Genomic DNA, 23,723 nt, shown 5'->3' on the forward strand with positions numbered 1-23,723 from the left:
TCGATCAGCACTCCCACTCGACACGGCTGAACAGGTAACCCTTGCCCCACACGGTCTTGATCTTGCGCGCTTCGCCGGCGCTGTCGTCGAACTTGCGCCTCAGTTTGGAGATGGCCACGTCCACGGAGCGATCGGTGCCATTGAACTCGATACCCCGCAGTTGTTGCAGGATACGGTCGCGGTTCATCACCTCGCCCGCATTACGCGCCAGCACCACCAGCAGGTTGTACTCACCGCTGGACAGCTCCACTTCTTCGCCGCGCCAGCTAACCGTGCGCTCGGCCAGGTCGATGCGCAGCCCCCCGATCAGGATCAGGTCGTTGTCCAGGCGCGGCTCATTGATGCTGCTACGACGCAGCAGCGTACGCACCCGGGCCAGCAGCACGCGTGGTTCGCAGGGTTTGGTGACGTAATCATCGGCCCCCATTTCCAGGCCCAAAACCTGGTCATGGCTGTCATCACGGGCCGTCAGCATCAGAATCGGCAGGCTCTGCGACTCCTGGCGCAGCAAGCGGCACAGTTGCAGGCCGTCGATGCCCGGCAGCATCAGGTCAAGGATGACCAGGTCCGGCTTTTGTCGGCGGTACTCGTCCAGCACATGGTCGCCCCGGGCGATCACCTGGACATGAAAGTCGTTGCGTTGAAGGTAGCTGGCGATCAGTTCGGACAGGGCGCTGTCGTCTTCGACCAGGAAAATATTCGGCATAGGTGCTTGGGAATCTGGGTACAGGTGTACGCAGAATATATAACCCTACTGGCCCGGAGGATTGATCTTCACACTTTTTCACACTCACCCTACAGGTATTAACAGCCGTCAGTGCAACAGCTGCCGTAGCATATACCCGGTCATCATCGGAAGATCCGCATGCCTACTACTTTCTCCCCTCGCCTGCGCCCAGTGGCGCTTCTGGCGTTTCTGAGCTTGTCCCTGGCTGGCTGTGGCGACAGCGCCGAGCAAGACGAAAAGGCCCCTACCCCGCAGGTGCGGGTCGAAACCCTGCAATTGCAGCCCTTGGCAATAATCAGCGAACTCAGCGGCCGCATCCTGGCACCGCGCACCGCCGAAGTGCGCGCACGGGTCGCGGGCGTGGTACTCAAACGCGTCTACCGCGAGGGCACCGACGTCAAGCAAGGCGATGTGCTGTTCCTGATCGACCCGGCGCCATTCAAGGCCGACCACGACAGTGCCCGGGCCACCCTGGCCAAGGCCGAGGCCACCCTGTACCAGGCACGCCTGCAAGAGCAGCGTTACCGCGAGCTGGTCGACGACAAGGCCGTCAGCCGCCAGGAATACGACAACGCCAAGGCCAGCTTCCTGCAGGCCGACGCCGACGTGGCCGCCGCCAAGGCCGCCCTGGAGCGCACCCGCCTGAACCTCGGCTACGCCACGGTAACCGCGCCGATTTCCGGCCGTATCGGCCGTGCCCAGGTCACCGAAGGCGCCCTGGTCGGGCAAAACGAAAGCACGCCGCTGGCGACCATCCAGCAGCTGGACCCGATCCACGCCGACGTCACCCAGTCCACCCGCGAGCTCAACGCCTTGCGCCGGGCCTTGCGCGCAGGCGAGCTGCAGCAGGTGGGTGACGGCCAGGCCCGCGCCACGCTGATCCAGGACGATGGCAGTGCCTACCCGCTGCCAGGCAAGCTGCTGTTCTCCGACATCAGTGTCGACCCCAGCACCAACCAGATCACCCTGCGCAGCGAGTTCCCCAACCCGGACCTCGACCTGCTGCCCGGCAGCTATGTGCGTGTGCGCCTGGAGCAGGCCGTACAGCCCAAAGGCCTGAGCGTGCCGCAGCGGGCCATCCTGCGCGACAGTGCCGGGGTGCCCAAGGTGCTGGTGGTCGACGCTCAGGCCCGGGTCAGCGACCGCCAGGTGGTACTGGGCAGCGCCCAGGGTGATCGCTGGGTCGTCAGCGAAGGCCTGACGCCAGGCGAGCAGGTAGTGGTCGAAGGCCTGCAACACGTCAAGGCCGGTGACCAGGTGCAGGTCGACAACGCAACGGGCGCAGCGCCCATCGCACAGCACACCGGCCAGTGAGGGCCTGATTCATGCCGCAATTCTTCATCGACCGCCCGGTGTTCGCCTGGGTGGTCGCACTGTTCATCCTGTTGGCCGGCGCGCTGGCCATCCCGCAGCTGCCGGTAGCCCAGTACCCGAACGTGGCCCCGCCGCAGGTGGAAATCTACGCCGTGTACCCAGGCGCCTCCGCCGCGACCATGGACGAAAGCGTGGTCAGCCTGATCGAGCAGGAGCTCAACGGTGCCGACAACCTGCTGTACTTCGAGTCGCAAAGCAGCCTGGGCAGCGCCACCATCACCGCCACCTTCGCCCCGGGCACGAACCCGGACCTGGCCCAGGTTGACGTGCAGAACCGCCTGAAGGTGGTCGAGTCGCGCCTGCCGCGCCCGGTCACCCAGCAGGGTCTGCAGGTAGAAAAGGTGTCTACCGGTTTCCTGCTGCTGGCCACCCTCACCTCCGAAGATGGCAAACTCGACGAAACCGCGCTGTCGGACATTCTCGCGCGCAACGTGATGGACGAAATCCGCCGCCTCAAGGGCGTCGGTAAAGCCCAGCTGTACGGTTCGGAACGCGCCATGCGCATCTGGATCGACCCGCGCAAGCTGATCGGCTTCAACCTCACGCCCAACGACGTGGCCGAGGCCATCGCCGCGCAGAACGCCCAGGTCGCGCCCGGCAGCATTGGCGACCTGCCCACCCGTGACACCCAGGAAATTACCGCCAACGTGGTGGTCAAAGGCCAGCTCAGCACACCGGAGGAGTTCAACGCCATCGTCCTGCGCGCCAACCCGGACGGTTCCACGGTCACTGTCGGTGACGTCGCCCGGGTCGAGATCGGCGCCCAGGAATACCAGTACGGCACCCGCCTGAACGGCAAGCCGGCCACCGCGTTCAGCGTGCAGCTGTCGCCGGGGGCCAACGCCATGGAAACCGCCACCCTGGTGCGGGCGAAAATGCAGGACCTGGCGCGCTACTTCCCGGAAGGCGTCAGGTACGACATCCCCTACGACACCTCACCGTTCGTCAAGGTGTCGATCGAGCAGGTCATCAACACCCTTTTCGAAGCCATGCTGCTGGTGTTCGCAGTGATGTTCCTGTTCCTGCAGAACCTGCGCTATACGTTGATCCCCACACTGGTAGTGCCGGTGGCGCTTATGGGCACCTTCGCGGTCATGCTGGCCATGGGCTTCTCCGTCAACGTGCTGACCCTGTTCGGCATGGTGCTGGCCATCGGCATCCTGGTCGACGACGCCATCGTGGTGGTGGAAAACGTCGAACGCATCATGGCCGAAGAAGGCCTGCCGCCCAAAGAGGCCACGCGCAAGGCCATGGGCCAGATCAGCGGCGCGATCGTCGGCATCACCCTGGTGCTGGTGGCGGTGTTCCTGCCCATGGCTTTCATGCAAGGTTCGGTGGGGGTGATCTACCAGCAGTTCTCGGTGTCGATGGCGGTGTCGATCCTGTTCTCGGCATTCCTGGCCCTCAGCCTGACCCCGGCGCTGTGCGCCACCTTGCTCAAACCGGTCGCCAAGGGTGAGCTCCATGAGCGCAAAGGCTTCTTCGGCTGGTTCAACCGCCGCTTCGAAAGCCTGAGCAATGGCTACCAACGCTGGGTGATGCAGGCGCTCAAGCGCAGCGGCCGCTACCTGCTGGTGTACGCGGTGCTGCTGGCGGTGCTGGGCTACGGTTTCAGCCATTTGCCCACAGCGTTCCTGCCCACCGAAGACCAGGGCTACACCATTACCGACATTCAGCTGCCACCCGGCGCCAGCCGCATGCGCACCGAACAGGTGGCCGCGCAGATCGAGGCGCATAACGCCGAGGAAGCGGGCGTAGGCAACACCACGCTGATCCTGGGTTTCAGCTTCTCGGGTAGCGGGCAGAACGCAGCACTGGCATTCACCACGCTCAAGGACTGGTCCGAGCGTGGTGCCGACGACAGCGCCCAATCGATTGCCGACCGCGCGACCATGGCCTTCACCCAGCTCAAGGACGCTGTGGCCTATGCCGTGCTGCCGCCGCCTATCGACGGCCTGGGCGAGTCCACCGGCTTCGAATTTCGCCTGCAGGACCGTGGCGGCATGGGGCACGCCGCGTTGATGGCTGCCCGCGACACGCTGCTGGCCAATGCCGGCAAAAGCAAGGTATTGACCAACGTGCGTGAAGCATCGCTGGCCGAAAGCCCGCAGGTGCAACTGGAAATCGACCGCCGCCAGGCCAATGCCCTGGGCGTTTCGTTTGCCGATATCGGCTCGGTGCTGGACGTGGCGGTGGGCTCCAGCTATGTCAACGACTTCCCCAACCAGGGCCGCATGCAGCGGGTGGTGGTGCAGGCCGAAGGCGACCAGCGTAGCCAGGTCGAAGACTTGCTGAAAATCCACGTGCGCAATAACAGCGGCAAGATGGTGCCACTGGGCGCGTTCGTCCAGGCCAAGTGGGTCAGCGGGCCGGTGCAGCTGACCCGTTACAACGGCTACCCGGCGGTGTCGATTTCCGGCGAACCGGCAGCAGGCTACAGCTCGGGCGAGGCGATGGCGGAAGTCGAGCGCCTGGTCGCCCAGTTGCCGCCTGGCGCCGGCCTGGAATGGACGGGGCTGTCGCTGCAGGAGCGCTTGTCCGGCAGCCAGGCACCGATGCTGATGGCGCTGTCGTTGCTGGTGGTATTCCTGTGCCTGGCAGCGCTGTACGAAAGCTGGTCGATTCCCACCGCCGTGCTGCTGGTGGTGCCCCTCGGCGTACTGGGTGCGGTGCTGGCCGTGACCCTGCGCGGCATGCCCAATGACGTGTTCTTCAAGGTTGGACTGATTACCCTGATCGGTCTGTCGGCGAAAAACGCCATCCTGATCATCGAGTTCGCCAAGCACCTGGTCGACCAGGGCGTGGATGCCGTCGACGCTGCGGTGCAGGCCGCCCGCCTGCGCCTGCGCCCCATCGTGATGACCTCGCTGGCATTCATCCTCGGCGTGGTACCGCTGGCCATCGCCAGCGGCGCCAGCTCGGCCAGCCAGCAGGCCATCGGTACCGGGGTGATCGGCGGCATGCTCAGCGCCACCTTGGCGGTGGTGTTTGTGCCGGTGTTCTTTGTGGTGGTGATGCGGCTGGCTGGGCGTCGTCAGGCGCGTAACGCCGACACGCAACCGGTTGGCGGCGAAAGCTGACTGGACAAGCCCCGCGTGAAATGGGAGGGTTCCCGGCAATGACTGCCCGGAGCCCTTTTTCATGCCTGATGCAATCCCCCCCTGCTCCACCCTCATCCTTGCCGGCGGCCGTGGCCAGCGCATGGGCGGCCGTGACAAGGGGCTGATCGAATGGAAGGGCGAACCGCTGGTGGCGCATGTGCAGCGGGTGGTGCGGCCATTAAGCGATGATCTGGTGATTTCCTGCAACCGCAATCAGGAGGCCTACCGGGCGTATGCCGACCAGTTGGTGGGCGATGCCGAGGCGGGCTTCCCGGGGCCGTTGGCGGGGGTGATTGCCGGGCTCAAGGTGGCGCGGCATGAGTGGGTGGTGCTGCTGGCGTGCGATGCGCCGCAGGTTGACCGGGTGTTGATCGAGGATTTGCTGCGGTTGGCGGTGGCGAGTGACAGTGCGGCGATGGTGCGCCAAGGGGGGTATTGGCAGCCGATGTTCAGCGTGCTGCCACGGCGGGTGCTGCCGTTGCTGGAGCAGGCATGGGCAGCGGGTGAGCGGAGTTTGCAGAAGGCCTTGCTGCGCGATGTGATTCAGGGGTTGGAATGTCCCGACAGTGATCCCCGGCTAAGCAATTTCAACAGTCCGGAGTTGCTACAAGGCTGAAGTCATCTACCGCCTGTTCGAGCCCGCGAACAGGCCGGAACAGGCAGTAAGTCATCCGGCCGACAACTCCTCGACACTGATCTCACGCATCCTGAACTTCTGCACCTTGCCCGTCACCGTCATCGGAAACTCGTCGACAAAGCGGAAATACCGGGGCACCTTGAAGTGCGCAATCCGCACCCTCGCCCACTCACGCAGTTCATCCTCACTGGCGGTATGCCCCGGGTGCAGCCGCACCCAGGCCACGATCTCTTCGCCATACTTGCTGCATGGCACGCCAATCACCTGCACATCGGCCACCGCCGGGTGGGTGAAGAAGAACTCTTCCAGCTCACGCGGGTAGATGTTTTCGCCGCCACGAATGATCATGTCCTTGCTGCGCCCGACAATGCGCACATAGCCCTGCTCGTCCATCACCGCCAAGTCGCCAGTGTGCATCCAGCCTTCACCATCAATGCTTTCTGCGGTGGCCTTGGGGTTGTTCCAGTAACCGAGCATCACGCTGTAGCCACGGGTACACAGCTCGCCTATCTCGCCACGCGGAACGGTGTTGCCGTCAACGTCGACCACCTTGTTCTCCAGCCGTGGCTGGGTGCGGCCGACACTGGTCACACGGCGCTCCAGGTCATCGTCCGGCCCGGTCTGCAATGACACCGGGCTGGTCTCGGTCATGCCGTAGGCAATCTGCACCTCGGCCATGTGCATTTCGCCGATCACCCGGCGCATCACTTCGATCGGGCAGGTGGCACCGGCCATGATCCCGGTGCGCAGGCTCGACAGGTCGAATTCCGCGCGTTGTGGGTGGTCCAGTTCGGCGATGAACATGGTCGGCACGCCATACAGCGCGGTCGCCTTTTCCTCTGCCACAGCGCGTAGCGTGGCCAGTGGGTCGAAGGCATCGTTGGGGTAGATCAGGGTGCTGCCGTGGGTCATGCAACCAAGGTTGGCCATGACCATGCCGAAGCAGTGGTAAAGCGGCACCGGCACCACCAGCCGGTCGTGCTCGGTCAGGCCCAGGCTTTCGCCAACCATGTACCCGTTGTTGAGGATGTTGCTGTGGCTGAGGGTCGCGCCCTTGGGGAACCCGGTGGTACCCGAGGTGTACTGGATGTTGATTGGGTCGTCGCAGTGCAGTTGCGCCTGGCGCTCGGCCAGGGCCTCACGGCTGATTGCATCGGCACGGGCCTGCAATTCATGCCAGGCCAGAAAGCCTGGTGGTGGTGCGGTGGCCAGGCTGACCACGCCGCGCAGCTCCGGGAAGCGCTCGCAGATCAGCGCCCCCGGCTGGCCTGTGCCCAGGCCCGGCACCAGGCCCAGCAGCATGGCGTGGTAATCGGAGGTCTTGAACGCGTCGGCGCAGATCACCCAACGGCAGCCGGACTGGCCGAGGGCGTAGTCCAGCTCGCTGGAGCGGTAGGCCGGGTTGATATTGACCAGGATCGCGCCGACCTTGGCACTGGCGAACTGGGTGATGCACCACTCGGCGCAGTTGGGTGCCCAGATGCCCAGGCGGTCGCCGGGTTGCACGCCCAAGGCCATCAGGGCTCGGGCGTGCTGGTCGACTGCAGCGGCCAGTTGGCGCCAGGTGTAGCGCAAGGCTTGGTGGCGGACTACTAAAGCTTCGCGATCGGGGAAGCGGGCGACGGTGGTGTCGAAGGCATCACCGATGCACTGGCTGAGCAGGGCTTTGTCCTGGTTACCCTTGGAGTAGCTTGGCTGGGGCATGGGTGTTCTCTTGTTGTTTTTATAGTGTTTGTACTGGCCTCTTCGCGGGCAAGCCCGCGAAGAAGGCAACTCCGGTTTAACGGATGAACACCTGAGGCGTCGTGGTCGACATGTCACCACCCGGTAACTTGATGTTCTTCACCTTCTCCAGCGTCTCCGGGTTGAACACCGCCAGGTCGTTGAAGGTGCCGCCCAGGTACAGCTTGTCGCCCTTCTTGTCGAACGTGACGCAGTAATAGGTGTGCTCCAGATTAGCCGCCTTGATCAGCTTGCGCTGCTTGATGTCGTACTTGGCCAGGCGGTTGAGCACGCCGTAGATCTGGTTCGGGTCCTTGGGCGAACGCAAGCCGGTGAAATACAACTCGGTCAGGTCGGCAAACTCCTGGGTGTGGGTCTTGCCGGTCTTCAGGTCGACGCTCAGGTAGCCGTACAACAGCTCGGCCTCGTTCGGGTCCTGCTTGGCGTCCTTGAACTTGGCAATGGTGTACAGCATCGAGAACTCGTGGCGCGGGTTCTGGTGCGGCCAGAAGTACAGCACGTCCGGGGCGCTGTAGCCTTTGCGGTTCCAGTTGCGCAGCGGCAAGGCCACCGAATGCCTGCCGGTCTTCACGTCCATCTTGTAGATGTCCGGCCCGGCAAAATACAAGGTGCCATCGTCGGCGGTGCGCATGAGGTAAACCTGACGCGGCATCGGGAAGGTACGCACTGGCTTGGCCTGCAAGCCATCGGCAGTGTTGAACACTTCCAGCCGTGGCGGCTTGACCACGTAGTGGTCGTTCAGCATCTGGGTCGGGTTGACCGTGGCGTACACTTCCTTGCCGTCGGGGCTGATGGCGAACGAGTACATCGACCGGCCCACTTCACCCGCCACACTGGACAGGTTGGCGTGGAAGGTGTTCTTGCAGGTGTCCAGGTCGATGCCGTAGATGTCGCCGTAGTGGTTGTTCAACACGTAGGCGGTGCGGTTGTCCGGCGCCATCATTGCGGTGCCGGGGCCGAACTTGTCGGGCATGACGCAGCTCTTGTACACCGTATCAGTGGCCACATCGACCACATGCAGGTTGTTCGGGTAGTTGGTCACGATCATGTATTCGTGGCCAGCCTTCAGTGCCGGCGCGGTATCGTCGGCCTGTGCCAGGCCGGTACACGCCATGGCGGCGATGGTGAGCGCGAGTGGCGCGCAGCGTCCAGCTTTCATGCGGTTTCCCCTTGTCATTCTTGTTGGGCCGGTCACTTGTCTTTCGGGAACACAGTGCCGAGGTTGCGCCAGTCATCCGCCGAGTTGGTGGCCTGGGCGTTCCAGTCCTGATAGGTGCTCATCATGTCCGGCACCTGGGCCGGCCACCAGCAAGGGTCGGAGCAGCCATACAGGTCGGCTTCCATCGGCTGGCACAGCGAGCTCACGCCACCAAAGGCGTCCACTTCCCAACCCGGGTCGGTGGTGGCCGTACAGCCGGCCACTGCACTCATGGCCATGACTTCTTCGACGCGGTCTTCGGCAGCGGCCTGTTCGAGGATACGCGCCTTGTTGTTCAGGGGCTTCAAGTGCTTCATGTCAGTGCGCCTTCCGCGGGGTGATGTAGCGATCGATGAAGGCCGGGTTGGCGGCCATGATGCGGCTGTAGACTTCAATGCCGAAGTCGACCCAGTCGCGCATCAGTTCGCAGTAGTGATACGTCGGGTGCTGCGGGTCGCCGTAGCGCGCATAGCTTTCGTGGTAGCAGCCGCCAGAGCACAGGTTGCGGATACGGCAGCTCTCGCAGCCGGTGTTGCTGCGGTCCAGGCGCTGCGACAGGAAGTCGTTGAGCTGCGCCTGCTTCACGCCCTGGTGCACGTTGCCGAAGGTCGGCAGGCTGGAGCCGGTGAAGCGGTGGCACAGGTTCAGCTCGCCTTCGTGGTCCACCGCCAGCATCTTCAGCCCGGCACCGCACGGCAGCGCCTTCTTGTGGCCTTCGTGGATGTCGGTAATCAGCTGGTGGAGGTTGGAGAACCCGATGTTGCGGTGTTCCAGCGCGGCCTCCAGGTACTTGCGGCCCAGCGCTTTCATATTGGCGAACACTTGCACCAGCTCTTCGCCAGTGAGGTTGAAGTCGGCCATGTCGCCCGAGGTGACCGGGGCAAAGCCGACTTCGGCGAAGCCCATTTCGTTGAACAGGTGGTTCCAGATGGTCTCGACGTCGGTGATGCCACGGGTCAGCGTGACCCGCGCGCCCACCGGGCGGCTGGTGTAGCGCGACAGCAACAGGTCGGCCTTGCGCCGCACCACGTCATAGGTGCCCTGCCCGCCCACGGTGATGCGGTTGCGGTCGTGCACGGTCTTGGGGCCGTCGATACTGATCGACAAGCCGAAGCGGTGGGCATTGAGCCAGTCGATGATCTCTTCGGTCAACAACGTGGCGTTGGTGGTCATGATGAACTCCACCGCCTTGCCCGCCTCGGCGAAACGCCGCTCGCAGTAAGCCACCATATGCTCGATCAACGGCCGGTTGGACAAGGGCTCGCCACCGAAGAACACCACGCTGTAGCGCTCCTCGTTGGGCGATTCCTTGAGCAGCATCTCCACCGAGGCTTCGGCGGTGGCGGTGCTCATCTTCTTGCCGGCGGACGGTTTGTCCAGGTCTTCCTTGTAGCAATAGGTGCAACTGAGGTTGCAGCCGGTGTTGACGTTCAGCACCACGGTATTCAGCGCGGTGCGCTCGACCTGCCTGAGGGCGATTTCCGGGGTCAGCGGCGAGCCGTCGCTGACCAGCTCCAGCGCGATCAGCTCGCGCAGGGTGTCCTGGATATCGTCGCCGGCAAACTGCTGGCCCAGGCGCTGCATCAGCTCCTCGGCCGAACAACCTTGCTGGCGCAAGGCGTCGATGATGCTGCCGGTCACGGCATCTGTGGCAAACAGCGAACTGCTGGGTATATGGAACAGCATGCGGTCGGCATCAACCTGCACTTCATGCAGGTTGCGTTCGACCAGGTTCAGTAGTGCGCCCATGGCGACCTCCCGATAATCGATCCGTTGGAAAACCGTTGCGCCCTGCCGTTACGGCAGCGGCGGGTTGTTCCAGCGCTGAACGGTGACGATCATGTGCCCTTCGCCAGTCTGGCCACCGTCGGCCAGGGTGGCGATGACCTTCAGGTTGCCAGCGTTGTTGGTCATCATCTTGCGCTCAGGGTTGGGGCCGGCACCGCCGGGCACGAACACGCCATCGGCCTGCATCTTGCCGGCGAACTTGACGTCCTCATCCTCGACCGCACGTTCGTTGAACGGCTCGACTTTCCAGGTGGCTGGCAGGTAGCCGATGCGCAGTGGCTGGCCGCTGGCGTCTTTACCCCAGGCCTCGGCTTCGAAACGGCCCTGCACTTTCGGTACCGAAGCACCGTTCTCGCCAATGCGGGCAATGGAGAATGCCGGCACGACCTTCACTTCCTCGACCTTGTCGTATACCGCCAGGTTTGCACCTTTGAGCGCGCCCACTGCAACCTCGCGCTGGCCAGGCTTGGCATCGGCGGCTGCGCGGGCCTTGACTCGCACCAGGGTGGGGGTTTGCTCCAACACTTCGGTCACTTCCACCCCGGCGCCCAGGTCGGGCTTGCCGTCCAGGCCGCTGCCTACCAAGGTGATCTCGCTTTCGCCGCCTGCCTTGATGAATGCCGGCTGTACGGCAAGCAGGCGTGCGTTGCCTTCCTTCACCGCAGTGAAGTCCAGGCCACGTTCATCGTGCTCGGCCTCGAACATGCGGCCTTTCATTTCGCCATCCAGTGCCGCGAACACCTGACGCAGGTTGGCGTCGCCCACCTTGACGTTGCCGCGCCACTCATAGCCGTTGTACAGGATTGTCGTGCCACTGCCGTTGAACGGCGTGCCATCGGCATAAGCGCCCTTGACCTCCACCTTGAAGGTGTCGCCCTGGTCAGCCGTAACGCTCATCACTCCGCGCACATCGCCCTTGGCCAGCATGTGCCCGCTGAAGGCCCATTGCCCCGGCAGCACATCGGCATTCGGCTTGGCCTTCTGCCACTCGGCCCAGGCCGGGTTGTCCAGCGGATAACGCTTGGCAAGTTCCGGCACCACCTGTTGCAGGGCAATCGGCAGCCAGTCGCGGTCACGCGCCTGGGCCTGGTATTCGAGGGACGGCCATTGGCCGAGGTGGAAGTTGACCAGGTGCTCCCATTCCTTGGCCGGGCGGCGCTGCAAGGCGACGCGGGCACCGGAGTGACAACGGCCACAGGTTTCGCTGAGTTGGGTATCGAAGTGCTCGACGGTGTTCAGCCGGCGTTCCATGGCGTAGCGCACACCCTCGGTTTCGCTGGGCGCCAGGCCCTGCTTGTCGGCCAGGTACTTGACCAGCGTGCGACGATCGTCGTCGCTGATCTGCAGGCCATGCATTACCTGCATGCGGGCGATACTCATCAGCCAGCCTTCCGGCGTTTTACGCTGGTGGCTGATGCGGCTGTAGGTATCGTTGCCTTCGGGGATATGGCACCCCATGCACTTGTTCTGCAACAGGCTCGGGCCCTGCTCGGCCGCCATGGCCTGGGTGCTCAGCAGCGCGGCGGCGACCAGCGCCAGTTTGCCCGCATGCAGCCGGAGTCGAGTCGTCTTCAAGGTCAGACCTCCACGGTTGTTGTTCTTATCGTTTTTCGCACGCTTTGGTACAGCAGGTGTGCATGTGACGGTTGTGATACAGGAACTGTGCCAGGTGTCGTAAAAACGTTTTCTTTCAGGCTTTTAGGCCGTTTTCCTGGTTTCAATGCCCGCAGGGATGGCCAATTGCAGCGTGCCATTTCGCGACAGGGTGTTTCATCCTGAGACAGGGGCCTGCCGTGCAGGCCGTCGCGGGCTTGCCCGCGAAGAGGCCGACACAGCTTTTGTTTCACCACCGTCTCACGCCGTCTCAATGTGCAACAGCGCACGCCTGCAATCACAACCTTGCACCCTGGCAAAACCCAACGCCTTCAACACTTTGCGGCCATTTGCCCACCTTGGCACGGCCATTGCGCCTGAGCCCGTCACACCCAATGACAAGAGGCACAGCCCTATGCTTTCCGAACTGCCCATCCTGCCCGCCACCCGCGCCTTTCTCGAACGCAAGCTGAAGATGCGCATCGGCGCCGACTGGCAGGACGCCGCCAGCGGTCGCACCCTGTCGTTCCGTAATCCGGCCACTGGCGAAGTGCTGGGTGAAGTGCCCGCCGCCGAGGCCGAAGACGTTGACCGCGCCGTGCGCGCTGCACGCCAGGCCTTCGACGGCTCGCCGTGGAGCCGCCTGCGCCCGCGTGAACGGCAAAACCTGCTGTGGCGTCTGGCCGACCTGATGGAGCGCGACGCCCGCCAGCTGGCCGAGCTGGAGTGCCTGAACAACGGCAAGAGCGCCGCCGTGGCTCAGGTGATGGACGTGCAGTTGGCCATCGACTTTTTGCGCTACATGGCCGGCTGGGCCACCAAGATCGAGGGTAGCACCGTCGACGCCTCCATGCCGTTGATGCCCAACGACCAGTTCCACGGCTTCGTGCGCCGTGAGGCCGTCGGCGTGGTAGGCGCCATCGTCGCCTGGAACTTCCCGCTGCTGCTGGCTTGCTGGAAGCTCGGTCCGGCCCTGGCCACCGGCTGCACCGTGGTGCTCAAACCTGCAGATGAAACCCCGTTGAGCGTGCTCAAACTGGCTGAACTGGTCGATGAAGCCGGTTACCCGGCGGGCGTGTTCAACGTGATCACCGGTACCGGCCTTAATGCCGGTGCCGCGCTCAGCCGCCACCCCGGCGTGGACAAGCTGACCTTCACCGGCTCTACCGAAGTCGGCAAGCTGATCGGCAAGGCGGCCATGGACAACATGACCCGCGTCACCCTGGAGCTCGGCGGCAAATCGCCAACCATCGTCATGCCCGACGCCAACCTGCAGGAAGCGGCTGCGGGTGCGGCCACGGCGATCTTCTTCAACCAGGGCCAGGTGTGCTGCGCCGGCTCGCGCCTGTATGTACACCGCAAGCACTTCGACAACGTGGTGGCCGACATCGCCGGCATCGCCAATGGCATGAAACTGGGCAGCGGCCTGGACCCGGCCGTGCAAATGGGGCCGCTGATTTCAGCCAAACAGCAGGACCGCGTCACCGGCTACATCGAGCTGGGTCGCGAATTGGGCGCGACCATCGCCTGCGGTGGCGAAAGCTTTGGCCCAGGCTACTTCGTCAAGCCGACGGTGATTGTCGATGTCGACCAGCGCCACCGCCTGGTGCAGGAAGAAATCTTCGGGCCGGTGCTGGTGGCGATGCCGTTCGATGATATCGACGAAGTGATCGGCATGGCCAACGACAACCCCTACGGCCTGGGCGCGAGCATCTGGTCCAACGACCTGGCAGCGGTGCACCGGATGATCCCGCGTATCAAGTCGGGGTCAGTCTGGGTCAACTGCCACAGTGCGCTGGACCCGGCGTTGCCGTTTGGGGGGTACAAGATGTCTGGCGTTGGCCGTGAGATGGGGGCCGCTGCCATCGAGCATTACACCGAACTCAAATCGGTGTTGATCAAGCTCTGACCTTTTGCCTGTACCGACCCTATCGCCGGCAAGCCAGCTCCCACAGGATAACCACAAGCCTGAAATCTGTGGGGACTCTGTGGGAGCGGGCTTGCCCGCGAAGTGGCCGGCCCAGGCAACACAAAAACAACAATAAAAAACCCTGGAGCACACCCATGAGGCACACACTCGCCTGCACTTTGGCCCTGCTGTTAACCGCACCCGCCAGCCAAGCCCACGAGCTGTACAACCACAACGGCACCACCCTCAACGCCGACCTTGAAGCCCTGTTTGGCGTCTTCCACAGCGACGAAAGCTTCAACCAGGCCGGCAACCGCCAGCCCGGCAGCACCGCCTGGCAGGAGGGCTACATCAAATACGGCCTCAGCGGCAGCCAGGCCCTGCCCGATGCCGGCGCACTCTACGGCGCGTTCAACCTGCTCAGCTCCGCCACCTGGGGCGACGGCGATGCCGCCGGCCTGACCCTCGGCGACGAACGCCGCACCGCCATCGAAGACCTGTACCTGGGCTGGCGCTCGGCCAACCTTTTCCCGGCCCTGGGTGAACACGGCGTGGACATTTCCGGTGGCCGCCAGGTGGTGACACTGGGCGACGGGTTCCTGATCCAGGGCGACCCGGTGAACCTGGGCAAGGTCGACCTGGGCGCCAACTTCAACCGTGGCGGCGCCTACTACCTGGCCGCCCGTAAGGCCTTCGACCGCACCGCAGTCTTGCGCCTGGGCGGCAAACAAGGCTGGCGCGGTGACCTGATGTGGCTTAAGTCCGACAACCACTACCAGGCCGACACGTCGCTGGCAGTAGCCAACCTTGAACACGTCGCCGACGCTGGCACCGTGGGCGTCAGCTGGATACGCGGGCAGGACGTTGACCAGCGCTACGCGCAGATCATGGGCCTGGAGCACCGCGACGGCATGGACACCGCCAGCCTGCGCGGGCGCGGTAACCTGGGCGTGAAAGACCTGGAGCTGGCCGCCGAATACGTGACCCAGGACAAGACCGGTGGACGCGAGAATGCCTGGTATCTGGAGGGCAACTGGACGTTCTCCGAGCTACCCTGGTCGCCCACCGCGACCTACCGCTACAGCCGCTTTTCCGAAGGTTTCGACCCGCTGTTCTATGGCCTGAGCCGGGGCTATGGCACCTGGTTCCAGGGTGAAGTGGCGGCCAACTATGCCGGGCCGTTCAACAAGAACAGCCAGGTACACCACGTAGCGCTGAAGGGCAAGCTACGGGACAACCTGACCGTGGGCGCACTGTACTTCGACTTCGACACGCTGGACACCGACCAGGGCAACTTGGGCGGACGGGAGCTGGACCTGTATGTGGAATGGATGGTCAATGACCACCTGCTGATCAGCCCGCTGGTGGGCTTCTACAAGCCGGAGCGTAGTGCGGATAATGGCGGCACACAACTGGGCGGGCGGGATACCGGGGCCTACATGCAGTTGATTGTGGGGACCTTCTTCTGACTCAAGGGCCCTATCGCCGGCAAGCCAGCTCCCACAGGTCAGCACAAGACCTGAGCCTTGCTCAGAGCCTGAGCTCTTGGACAAGACCAGGGCCTTGCACAGAGCCTGAGCCTTGCACAAAACCTGTGGGAGCTGGCTTGCCTGCGATAGGGCCGCAAAGCGGCCCCGGCGATCTCAAGCAAAACCTTGCTCCAGCAGCCAGCGCCGCACCATCTTCTGCTGTTCATCCGCAAGACCTGGCAACACTGCCTCAAGTGCTTGCCCGCCCTGTAGCTTCTGCACGACAGGCGCCAACTCCACCCCCTGCAAATGCCAAACCCCCAACGGCTGATCCGCCGTCACCACCACCTCAGCCTCATCCACCCACCCATCACGCAGTACAGGCCGCCGCTCGACCCGCACCGTTTTCCAATCCGCAGGCCTATGCAACGGCTGCGCATCCGGCCAACCTTGCCGCCGAGCCCAAAACGGCTGCCCTGCGCGCCCCTGCTCCTGCCCATAGAAATCCCGCCCGATCCGGGCAAAGCGCAAGAACAGCTGCTCGACCCGCTGCTGGTGAAACTGCCGCGCCAGCCCCGAGCGCTCGGGCTTGCGCAACAACGTATTGATCACCACCGGCGCCTGCAACGCCGAAGACAGTGACTGGAAAATCCCGTTGCCCGACAGGGGATCAACGGCCATCGCCGCATCGCCGACCCGTATCCAGTCCTGCCCGACACATTCGCCGGCCAGAATTGCAGTGCTGCTGCGTGCATGCACCTGTGCCGGAACCAGCGCCTGGGCATCAAACAACTCGGCAACCAGCGCGCTGCAGGCCCGCCGCGCCAGGCAGTAATCCGCCAAGCCGGCCTTGCCCGGCAGCCCGGCCGCGTCAAGGGTGACTTGCCAGTAACAGCGGCCATCCTCCAACCGCGCCATCCACGCCCAGCCATCCTCCAGGCTTTCCACCGCCGACGCAGGCGCCCCCGGGCTACCCTGCCACACGTTAAGCAGGCTAACCGTTTCCGGCCCACGCAGGCGATCCGGGGCCAGCGGTGCCTGACGGCCTCGGGCCTCGACGAGGAAATCAACCATCAGCACCTGCCCATCGTCCAGGCGCACATGATGACCGCCCTCGTGCACAACCTCGCGCACCCGGCCCTCGACCACACTCACGCCGGCACGCTGAAGGTCGTCGCGCAGCGCCCGGTCAAAACGCTGTCGATCCAGCAAGAACTCCTGGTTCATTTGCAGGTGCTGGCCATTCCAGTGCACCTGCCGGGTAGCCGGCATGGCCGCCTGGCTCAAGGCCCCGCCAAGGCCTGCATGTCGCAAGCCCTCCAGCACCCGCTGCGAAACCCCTTCGACTGCCGCGAAACGGCGCCACTCCGACACCATCGTCACGGAGTAGCCCAGCCGCCGCAAGCCAATGGCCGTGGCAGCACCCGCCGGGCCAGCACCCAGCACCACAATGCGCGGTTCAGGCATGGCCAACACCTCGTCGCTCGGGGCCGGTATACGCCGCATTGCTGCGCAGCCAGTCGTAAACCTGCTGGCGACCCATGCCCGGCTCGTCGCGCAACAACGCTGCAATCCTTCCGCTCAAGGCCGCGCAGCCCAGGCTCGCGCCCGCCCTGTCGCCCGTGCCCACGTAACCGCCAAAGTCCGCCTGCCGCGTACCCAGCCACGACCACTCGCCCGGCGCGCAGCGGGCATCGCCGGTCACCCGGATCACCCCGCAGTAGCTGGCCGGGAACACTGCCCCGCCTTGCGCCGGGCTGGATGCGCACAACAGCACACCCGCTGCCAACGCTTCGGCGCAAGCCTGGTGCAGCACAGGGCGGTCCTGCTGCAGGCCAAGGCTAAGATTGACCAAGGTAGCCCCCGCCTCCACCAGCCACAGCAGCGCGGCAGCCACCTGCAAGGCGCTGGTGCTGGCCTGGGCGCTGAACACCTGGGCCACCAGCAGCGGCACCTGCCCAGCCTCACGCTGCACGCCGGCAAGCACCGCGCTGCCATGCCCCAGCTGGTCGGGCTGCAGCTCTCCTTCACGCAACTGGCCGTCTTCCAGCCAGAAACGGCGGGCAGCAAGCAAACCGTTGACCTGCTCCGGCGAGCAGCCGCTGTCGATGATGCCAAAACGCACGTCAGTGCCCATGTTTGATTGCCTCCTGCGCCAGCACCTGCAACTGGCCATCATGCAGTTGCAAGTGCAGGTCGGCATCGGCCAGTGTCGAAGCTCGGTGGCTGATCAGGATGCGCGTGCGGCCAGCGAAAAGCTGGTCGATGGCCGCGATCACTTCGCGCTCGGTGGCTTCGTCCACTGCGGACGTTGCTTCGTCCAGTACCAATATCGCCGGGGCCTGCAACACTGCCCGGGCGATGGCGATGCGTTGTTTCTGCCCGCCGGACAACTGCTGGCCACGTTCGCCCAGCAGGCCATCCAGGCCCAGTGGCAGGCTTTCGACCAGGCTGTCCAGCCGCGCCAGGCGCACTACCCGTTCCAGCTCTGCACGGCTGGCTTCAGGCACACCATAGGCAAGGTTCTGCGCCAGGGTGCCACGGAACAGCACGATGTCCTGGCTGACCACCGCAATGCGCCGGCGCAACCCGGCCAGGTCCAGGTCACGCAGGTCGGTGCCATCCAGCAGGATGCGCCCGGCGTCCGGGTCGTAGAAGCGCTGCAACAGGTCGATCAGGGTCGACTTGCCCACGCCCGAGGCACCGCTGATGGCCACCTTCAGGCCACCCGGCACACACACCTGCACGTTGCTCAGTACGGCACCGTGGCGCCCTTCATGGGCAAAACTCAGGCCTTCAAGGCGCAGCTCACCGGGGCCATCGGGTATCGGCTTCGGGTTGCTCACCGGGCGCACGGCCACAGGTTCCTGCTTCAGCTCCATCACCCGCCCCAGGCTCACGGCCATGCGCTGTACCGCGACATACAGGCCCAGCAGGCTCTGCACCGGGCCTACTGCCATGCCCATGTAGGTGGAAAAAGCGATCAGCGCGCCCAACTGCCAGGTGCCCTGGATCACCCACCAGCCGCCGACCAGAAAGGCGCAGGCACGGCACCACGAAGTCAGTGTGCCGGGGATGGCCTGAGTGAAGAATTCAGTCACCTGCACCTTGAGCAACTGGCTCATGTAGCCCTGCCCCAGCTGGTCCAGGCGCCCTGCCTCGCGGCCTTGCTGGCCGGACGCCTGAATGAACTTCATCGCCGGCAAGGTCTCGACCAGGAACGACGACACATCCGCCGAACGCTCACGCAGGTTGCGCACTTCGCGCTCCACCTTGCGCCGCATCCAGCGCAGCCACAGCACTTCGATCGGCACCAACAGCGCCAACAGCAACGACAGTTGCCACGACAGCATCAGCATCAGCGCCACCGCCCCCACCAGGCCGATCACCGCCGACACCGCCGAGAACAGTGAGTCCACGGCAAAGCGCTGGATCTCCGCCACGTCGCCGTCCAGCCGCGAAAGGATGTCGCCCATGCGCCGCCGCCCGTAGAACGTTGGCGACAACTGCTGCAGGTGGCGGTAAAGGTCATCGCGCAGGGCGAACAGGATGCGCCCCGACAGGCGCGTATGCAGGTAGCGGTTTACCCCGGCCAGCACCGTGCCCAGCAGGCCTGCACCGATCATGATCGCCGCCATGTGCCAGAGCGTCTGGTAATCCTTGGCCAGCAGCCCCTCGTCGATCAGCGTCTTGACCAGCCAGGGCTGCGCCAGCGCCAGCAGCGAGGCGCCCAGCGACAGGCCCAGCAGCAGGCCGATGGCGCGCCGGTGCGGGCGCACGAAACCATACAGCCAGGCCAATGCCTGGCGCATGAGTACAGGGTCGCTGGAGTCCACCAGCTTTGCGAACAATGGGCCCATCAAGTGCGAACCTCTTTGTGTACTGAGCGCAGAGAACAAGACAACCAACACTTAGCTTCAGAGTACAATGCAAGAGATCACTCCAAAAACTAATGCACCATCACGTACGGCAAGCCATAGAAACCGCCTCACTTCGAAACCTTTACAATGTGGTTTTTCTCTAAGATTCAGAATGGAGCCTCATGTGACCTTGGATACACAACCTTATCCCGCAACTGAGCCATACGCACTTCAACTTGAAAGTACACCCGAGGCCTAATTACCACTTCCAATGAATCGGGGAAAAGTGTATCCATAACACCAAAGTGCCTTGCAAATCTGAAAAAGTCCTTATGCTCCATCCCTCGCAAATTCATCGAATAATCTCTCCCTGACCTCAATCGATTAGCATTCTCAACATATACTTCATACAACTGCGGCTGCTGACCAATTTTCTCATGCTGCCAAGCATATGAAGCGGCGTTATTAGCACTCGGAGCAAGATAAAAACCCTTGCCGAGCTTTTGACCTGCAAAAGTACCAGAATGTTTGGGTTTCAATACTCCTTCCAAACTAGGCGCGTTCGCGCGTGAGCTTCCATGGTAGCCTATTAAATCCCACCCCTCAGGCACCTCTCCACTCATAGGCCTACTTATCAGTGACTCCATAGATCCAGATCTTTGCCGTCCAAGCAATCTGCGCTTGGACAACCCTGAATTCAATACATAATTCGAGCCTCGTGGCGGAGGTGCTACCGCCGTTGGATAACGCCCACTCGGATCCTGCAAGTTAATTGGATCACCCTGACAATACGCGTACGAATTAATACCACCACGCTGAAAAGGAGACATTGAGTCCGGACCACTGAAGCGCATTAATTTTGAAGAGTACCCTCGATACCCATTCCCCAACAAATACAACCCCGCCACATGACTCAAGTACTGACCATTAAAACCAAGCGAGCTCATCAAACTGGACCCAACAAAACTATAGCCATACGGGCCATACGCCTGAGGCAGTACGTGCATGCTCACACCAGGCCCACGGGATAAATTCTTCTGCGAATAACAACCATTGTTCGTGACTTCTAACATCAGCACGTCCTCTATCGTAGCGTGAGCTCCAGAATCAGGGAGGGAGCACTTTCAAATTAACAGCTTTAGTTCTGGATTATCCACGTTCAATTAAGAGCCCGGCACTGATAAAAATGATAGTTTTGAGCCTATAAAACAGCTCCCCTACGTCAGCCGCGCAACTGTTTGAGCTTGCGGTACAACGTTGCCCGGCTGATGCCCAGGGCCTCGGCGGCGGCCGACACGTTACCCTGATGGCGCGCCAGCGCACCGCGAATCAATTCCAGTTCGTTGTCCTTGAGGCTGCCAGAGGGCGCCGTGCCGCTGGCCAGTTCGTCCAGCAGGCAGTCAGTGAGGTGGTCCAGAGTCAACACCTGCTCGCCGTCCTCGCGCATGGCCAGCGCCGTGCGTACTACCATTTCCAGTTGGCGAATGTTGCCCGGCCAGTCGAAGCCTTCAAGCAATGTAGTCAACGCCGGGTCGAGGGTCACGCCACGAACATCGGCCTTGTCCAGCAGGCCCTGGATGATCGCGGCCAGATCATCACGCTCGCGCAGCGCCGGCAAGCGCAGCGACACACCGTTGACCCGGTAGTACAGGTCTTCGCGAAAGTGCTGCTCTTGCACAAGGCGTTTGAGGTCGCGGTGGGTCGCGCAAATCAGCGCCACATCGATGTCCTGTTCGTCGCCCGCCCCCAACGGCGCCACCCGCCGCTCCTGCAATACCCGCAGCAGGCGTGCTTGCAAGGCCAGCGGCATGTCGCCGATTTCGTCAAGGAACAGCGTGCCACCATGGGCCTGCATCAGCCGCCCGACCATGCCGCCTCGGCGCGATCCCGTGAACGCGCCCTCGCGATAGCCGAACAGCTCGGACTCGATCAAGCCTTCGGGGATGGCTGCGCAGTTGACGGCCACAAACGGTTTGTCGGCCCGCGGGCTGGCTTGGTGCAGAGCCCGGGCGACCACTTCCTTGCCGGTACCGGTCTCGCCCAGCAGCAATACCGGCAGGCCATTGCCCAGCCCCTGCCGGGCCATGCGCAGATTGCGCGCCAGCCGTGGGTCGCCACCGGCCAGGGCGTCGAGCGCCGGCGACTGCTTGCTCAGCGTCGGCTTGCTGGCCGGCGCGCTGCCATTGACCCGACCATGGCGCGGCAGCTGCAGGGCACGGAAGTAGAACTCGCCCTTGGCCGTCTGCACACTGCTCACGCCACCCTGCCACAGGCGCGCAATAAATGCAGGTGAACGCTCGCCGAGCAATTCAGTGCTGCGCCGGCCAATCAGCTCATGGCGCGGCACCTGCAACAACTGGCAGGCACTGTCGTTGGCCGCCAGCACTTCACCGTCCAGGCTCAGCGCCAGCAGGCCGTGCCAAGCGCTATTGAGGTATTGCGGTCGGCTGTGGAAGGCCAGTACCAGTTGCTCGGGGTGGCACAGGCCGAACATGCGGCTTTCGATGTTGCCGGCGGCCAGCATCAGCGTGGTCAGGCTGTCCTGCGGTTGCGCCATTACCCCTTCGCGGGTGATATCGAGCACACCGATCACTTCGCCACGCGGGTCACGCAGGGGCACGGACGTGCAGGAGAACGGGCTGAGGCGGTCGAGGTAGTGTTCGCCACAGTTGATCAGCGTGGGCCGGCCTTCAACCACGGCCGTGCCGATGGCATTGGTGCCGCGCAGCGACTCGCTCCAGCAACTGCCCGGGTGCAGGTCGCGCAGGCCCTCGCGGCCGAGCACGTGGGTCTGGCCTTCGATGGCCAGCACATTGGCCTTGGCGTCGCCAAGGATGACGATGCCCGACTTGCCCTGACGAGCGACCAGGTAGTCCAGTTCGGGGGTAACGGCGTCGACCAGCAGCCGGTTGCGCTCCAGCAGCATGCGCAGGTCATGGCCCTGCTCCAGGCCCAGGCCAACCTGCTCGCCTTGCAGGCAATCCAGGCCATGGCCCAGGCTGCGCCGCCAGGAGGCGTCGATTTCGTCGCGCAGCATGCCCAACGGCAGCTCGCCTTCGCTGGCCAGCTTCAGGCGGGCCTGTCGGGATTCGTGCAGCGGGTCTTGGGCGTTTGTTATGAGTTGTCGCGCCATTTTCTACTCCGGCTGTACCCCGCGAAATTGGCGGGGAACGGGCTTGGGAATTTTCCGCAGTGTGCGGGAGAAATCCCTGGCCGTCATCAGGCTGGGGTAGAAGGTGGCATATGGTGACGTTAACGTAAAGGGATGGCGCAGTGCTGGGCTATTGCGTTGCCTGTACCGGCCTCTTCGCGGGTAAACCCGCTCCTACAGGGATAGCGTGATCTCAAATGCTACGCAGTACCTGTAGGAACGGGTCTACCCGCGAAGAGGCCCTCAAGGCGAATCACAACTGCCGTCGGCTACTGGAACAACCGGTCGTCACCGGGCGACACCCGCCCTCTTGTATTCGGATTTGCAATCGCCAAAAATCGACGGTAGCCTTTGCTATATTGCAAAAGCGAATCAAGGGGTTTGCATGCGTGTGGTGACACACAAGCGCATCGTTGAGGCGGTGGCCAAATGGCCCCAGTCTGCTACGGCGCTGGAGAGCTGGTACAAGCGAATAAGCCAGGAAACCCCTGGCAATTTCTCGCAAATGAAAGCCTTGTTTCCTGCAGTGGACCTGGTCGGACGGTTTCATGTGTTCGACATCGGCGGCAACAAGATCAGGCTGATAGCCGGGGTGTCTTACAGCACGCAGCAGGTCTACATAAAGTACGTACTCAGCCACGCCGAATACGACAAAGACAAGTGGAAGGATTGACTATGAATGCTCTGGTAAAAACTGCCGTCGACCACTGGGCCTTCGTGGCGCCTCTGCTCAGTACACCGAAAGACGAGGCTGCTTACGACACGCTGGTGGCTGCGCTTGACGAGCTGCAAGAGATCACCGGTTATGACGAAGGGCACCCGCTGGATGGCTTGGTGCAGTGCATGGCCAACCTGATCAGCGATTTCGATAAAAAGCACTTTCCCATCCCCGAAGCTACCGGCGTCGAAGTGCTGCGTTCCATCATGGAAGAGCACGGGGTCAGCCAACGCGACCTTCCCGAGATCGGCAGCCAGTCGACCGTCTCCCAGCTGTTGTCGGGCAAGCGCAAACTCAACGTTCGCCAGATCCGGGCGCTGGCCGACCGCTTCGGTGTGAACCCGAATGTGTTCCTTGGCTGACGTAGCGCAGTGATGAAAATGATATGTCGCCTGTACCGGCCCCTTCGCGGGCAAGCCCGCTCCCACAGGGATAGCGTGATCTCAAAGGCGACG

18 protein-coding genes and 1 pseudogene are annotated in these 23,723 nt (G+C 63.2%); 7 read left to right on the forward strand and 12 right to left on the reverse strand.

Translation table 11 applies throughout. From position 1 onward, the window contains the following. Positions 1-4: 4 nt before the first annotated feature. On the reverse strand, positions 5-706 hold the full coding sequence (locus ACF8R4_RS16695) for a response regulator transcription factor (protein WP_060500948.1): 702 nt from the start codon (positions 704-706) through the stop codon (positions 5-7). A 159-nt stretch (positions 707-865) separates the two neighbouring features. On the opposite strand from ACF8R4_RS16695, the gene ACF8R4_RS16700 reads away from it, so the two are divergent. The 3 genes from ACF8R4_RS16700 (at position 866) to mobA (ending at position 5,818) form a co-directional block, all read left to right on the forward strand. Beyond that, the gene (locus ACF8R4_RS16700; protein WP_392492950.1) at positions 866-2,041 is read left to right on the forward strand and encodes an efflux RND transporter periplasmic adaptor subunit; all 1,176 of its coding nucleotides are present in this window, start codon (positions 866-868) and stop codon (positions 2,039-2,041) included. Positions 2,042-2,052: 11 nt separating this feature from the next. After that, complete coding sequence (locus ACF8R4_RS16705; protein WP_392492951.1) at positions 2,053-5,181, forward strand: multidrug efflux RND transporter permease subunit; 3,129 nt, start codon at positions 2,053-2,055, stop codon at positions 5,179-5,181. Between the two features lie 61 nt (positions 5,182-5,242). Next, positions 5,243-5,818, forward strand: coding sequence for a molybdenum cofactor guanylyltransferase MobA (mobA, locus tag ACF8R4_RS16710; protein WP_060500955.1), 576 nt, complete (start codon positions 5,243-5,245; stop codon positions 5,816-5,818). Positions 5,819-5,869: 51 nt separating this feature from the next. Here mobA and ACF8R4_RS16715 read toward each other — a convergent pair whose 3' ends face one another. The 5 genes from ACF8R4_RS16715 to peaA form a co-directional block, all read right to left on the reverse strand. Continuing rightward, a complete protein-coding gene (locus tag ACF8R4_RS16715; protein WP_060500957.1) occupies positions 5,870-7,543 on the reverse strand; it encodes a fatty acid CoA ligase family protein in 1,674 nt (557 codons plus the stop codon). 76 nt (positions 7,544-7,619) lie between these two features. Next, positions 7,620-8,741, reverse strand: coding sequence for a quinohemoprotein amine dehydrogenase subunit beta (gene peaD / locus ACF8R4_RS16720; RefSeq protein ID WP_060500959.1), 1,122 nt, complete (start codon positions 8,739-8,741; stop codon positions 7,620-7,622). 32 nt (positions 8,742-8,773) lie between these two features. Next, the gene (gene qhpC / locus ACF8R4_RS16725; RefSeq protein WP_012272119.1) at positions 8,774-9,097 is read right to left on the reverse strand and encodes a quinohemoprotein amine dehydrogenase subunit gamma; all 324 of its coding nucleotides are present in this window, start codon (positions 9,095-9,097) and stop codon (positions 8,774-8,776) included. A gap of 1 nt (position 9,098) precedes the next feature. Next, on the reverse strand, positions 9,099-10,529 hold the full coding sequence (gene peaB, locus ACF8R4_RS16730; RefSeq protein ID WP_104834658.1) for a quinohemoprotein amine dehydrogenase maturation protein: 1,431 nt from the start codon (positions 10,527-10,529) through the stop codon (positions 9,099-9,101). Positions 10,530-10,577: 48 nt separating this feature from the next. Then, positions 10,578-12,143, reverse strand: a complete 1,566-nt coding sequence (peaA, locus tag ACF8R4_RS16735) for a quinohemoprotein amine dehydrogenase subunit alpha (protein WP_392492953.1) — start codon at positions 12,141-12,143, stop codon at positions 10,578-10,580. A gap of 433 nt (positions 12,144-12,576) precedes the next feature. On the opposite strand from peaA, the gene ACF8R4_RS16740 reads away from it, so the two are divergent. After that, positions 12,577-14,070, forward strand: a complete 1,494-nt coding sequence (locus tag ACF8R4_RS16740) for an aldehyde dehydrogenase (protein WP_060500964.1) — start codon at positions 12,577-12,579, stop codon at positions 14,068-14,070. Positions 14,071-14,225: 155 nt separating this feature from the next. Then, positions 14,226-15,539, forward strand: coding sequence for a hypothetical protein (locus ACF8R4_RS16745; protein WP_392492955.1), 1,314 nt, complete (start codon positions 14,226-14,228; stop codon positions 15,537-15,539). A gap of 174 nt (positions 15,540-15,713) precedes the next feature. On the opposite strand, the gene ACF8R4_RS16750 is transcribed toward ACF8R4_RS16745, so the two are convergent. The 6 genes and pseudogenes from ACF8R4_RS16750 to ACF8R4_RS16775 all read right to left on the reverse strand — a co-directional run bounded on the left by ACF8R4_RS16750 (position 15,714) and on the right by ACF8R4_RS16775 (position 22,532). Then, a complete protein-coding gene (locus ACF8R4_RS16750; protein ID WP_060500969.1) occupies positions 15,714-17,006 on the reverse strand; it encodes an NAD(P)/FAD-dependent oxidoreductase in 1,293 nt (430 codons plus the stop codon). After that, a complete protein-coding gene (locus tag ACF8R4_RS16755) occupies positions 16,999-17,676 on the reverse strand; it encodes a peptidase S8 and S53 subtilisin kexin sedolisin (protein ID WP_392492956.1) in 678 nt (225 codons plus the stop codon). The genes ACF8R4_RS16750 and ACF8R4_RS16755 overlap by 8 nt, the downstream gene beginning before the upstream one ends. Further along, the gene (locus ACF8R4_RS16760) at positions 17,666-19,399 is read right to left on the reverse strand and encodes an ABC transporter ATP-binding protein (RefSeq protein WP_392492958.1); all 1,734 of its coding nucleotides are present in this window, start codon (positions 19,397-19,399) and stop codon (positions 17,666-17,668) included. Before ACF8R4_RS16760 ends, ACF8R4_RS16755 begins: the two co-directional genes overlap by 11 nt. Positions 19,400-19,566: 167 nt before the next feature. Next, entirely contained in the window at positions 19,567-19,938 is a 372-nt protein-coding gene (locus ACF8R4_RS16765; RefSeq protein ID WP_392492966.1) for a hypothetical protein, read from the reverse strand. A 222-nt stretch (positions 19,939-20,160) separates the two neighbouring features. Then, a pseudogene (locus ACF8R4_RS16770) lies at positions 20,161-20,472 on the reverse strand (RHS repeat-associated core domain-containing protein); the annotation flags it as partial. Between the two features lie 149 nt (positions 20,473-20,621). Continuing rightward, positions 20,622-22,532, reverse strand: coding sequence for a sigma-54-dependent Fis family transcriptional regulator (locus tag ACF8R4_RS16775; RefSeq protein ID WP_392492960.1), 1,911 nt, complete (start codon positions 22,530-22,532; stop codon positions 20,622-20,624). 403 nt (positions 22,533-22,935) lie between these two features. Here ACF8R4_RS16775 and ACF8R4_RS16780 point away from each other — a divergent pair, with 403 nt between their 5' ends. Further along, positions 22,936-23,223: a type II toxin-antitoxin system HigB family toxin gene (locus tag ACF8R4_RS16780; protein WP_392492962.1), complete on the forward strand. Its 288-nt coding sequence runs from the start codon at positions 22,936-22,938 to the stop codon at positions 23,221-23,223. A 2-nt stretch (positions 23,224-23,225) separates the two neighbouring features. Beyond that, a complete protein-coding gene (locus ACF8R4_RS16785; RefSeq protein WP_392492964.1) occupies positions 23,226-23,630 on the forward strand; it encodes a type II toxin-antitoxin system HigA family antitoxin in 405 nt (134 codons plus the stop codon). The last annotated feature ends 93 nt before the right edge of the window (positions 23,631-23,723 follow it).

The organism is Pseudomonas sp. FYR_2, assembly GCF_043106425.1.
Lineage (GTDB): Bacteria > Pseudomonadota > Gammaproteobacteria > Pseudomonadales > Pseudomonadaceae > Aquipseudomonas > Aquipseudomonas monteilii.

Bases quoted from the DNA above. Each gene is read 5' to 3' on its own strand.
- ACF8R4_RS16695 (WP_060500948.1), bottom strand. From the start codon at position 706: ATGCCGAATATTTTCCTGGTCGAAGACGACAGCGCCCTGTCCGAACTG.
- ACF8R4_RS16700 (WP_392492950.1), top strand. From the start codon at position 866: ATGCCTACTACTTTCTCCCCTCGCCTGCGCCCAGTGGCGCTTCTGGCG.
- ACF8R4_RS16705 (WP_392492951.1), top strand. From the start codon at position 2,053: ATGCCGCAATTCTTCATCGACCGCCCGGTGTTCGCCTGGGTGGTCGCA.
- mobA (WP_060500955.1), top strand. From the start codon at position 5,243: ATGCCTGATGCAATCCCCCCCTGCTCCACCCTCATCCTTGCCGGCGGC.
- ACF8R4_RS16715 (WP_060500957.1), bottom strand. From the start codon at position 7,543: ATGCCCCAGCCAAGCTACTCCAAGGGTAACCAGGACAAAGCCCTGCTC.
- peaD (WP_060500959.1), bottom strand. From the start codon at position 8,741: ATGAAAGCTGGACGCTGCGCGCCACTCGCGCTCACCATCGCCGCCATG.
- qhpC (WP_012272119.1), bottom strand. From the start codon at position 9,097: ATGAAGCACTTGAAGCCCCTGAACAACAAGGCGCGTATCCTCGAACAG.
- peaB (WP_104834658.1), bottom strand. From the start codon at position 10,529: ATGGGCGCACTACTGAACCTGGTCGAACGCAACCTGCATGAAGTGCAG.
- ACF8R4_RS16740 (WP_060500964.1), top strand. From the start codon at position 12,577: ATGCTTTCCGAACTGCCCATCCTGCCCGCCACCCGCGCCTTTCTCGAA.
- ACF8R4_RS16745 (WP_392492955.1), top strand. From the start codon at position 14,226: ATGAGGCACACACTCGCCTGCACTTTGGCCCTGCTGTTAACCGCACCC.
- ACF8R4_RS16750 (WP_060500969.1), bottom strand. From the start codon at position 17,006: ATGCCTGAACCGCGCATTGTGGTGCTGGGTGCTGGCCCGGCGGGTGCT.
- ACF8R4_RS16755 (WP_392492956.1), bottom strand. From the start codon at position 17,676: ATGGGCACTGACGTGCGTTTTGGCATCATCGACAGCGGCTGCTCGCCG.
- ACF8R4_RS16760 (WP_392492958.1), bottom strand. From the start codon at position 19,399: ATGGGCCCATTGTTCGCAAAGCTGGTGGACTCCAGCGACCCTGTACTC.
- ACF8R4_RS16775 (WP_392492960.1), bottom strand. From the start codon at position 22,532: ATGGCGCGACAACTCATAACAAACGCCCAAGACCCGCTGCACGAATCC.
- ACF8R4_RS16780 (WP_392492962.1), top strand. From the start codon at position 22,936: ATGCGTGTGGTGACACACAAGCGCATCGTTGAGGCGGTGGCCAAATGG.
- ACF8R4_RS16785 (WP_392492964.1), top strand. From the start codon at position 23,226: ATGAATGCTCTGGTAAAAACTGCCGTCGACCACTGGGCCTTCGTGGCG.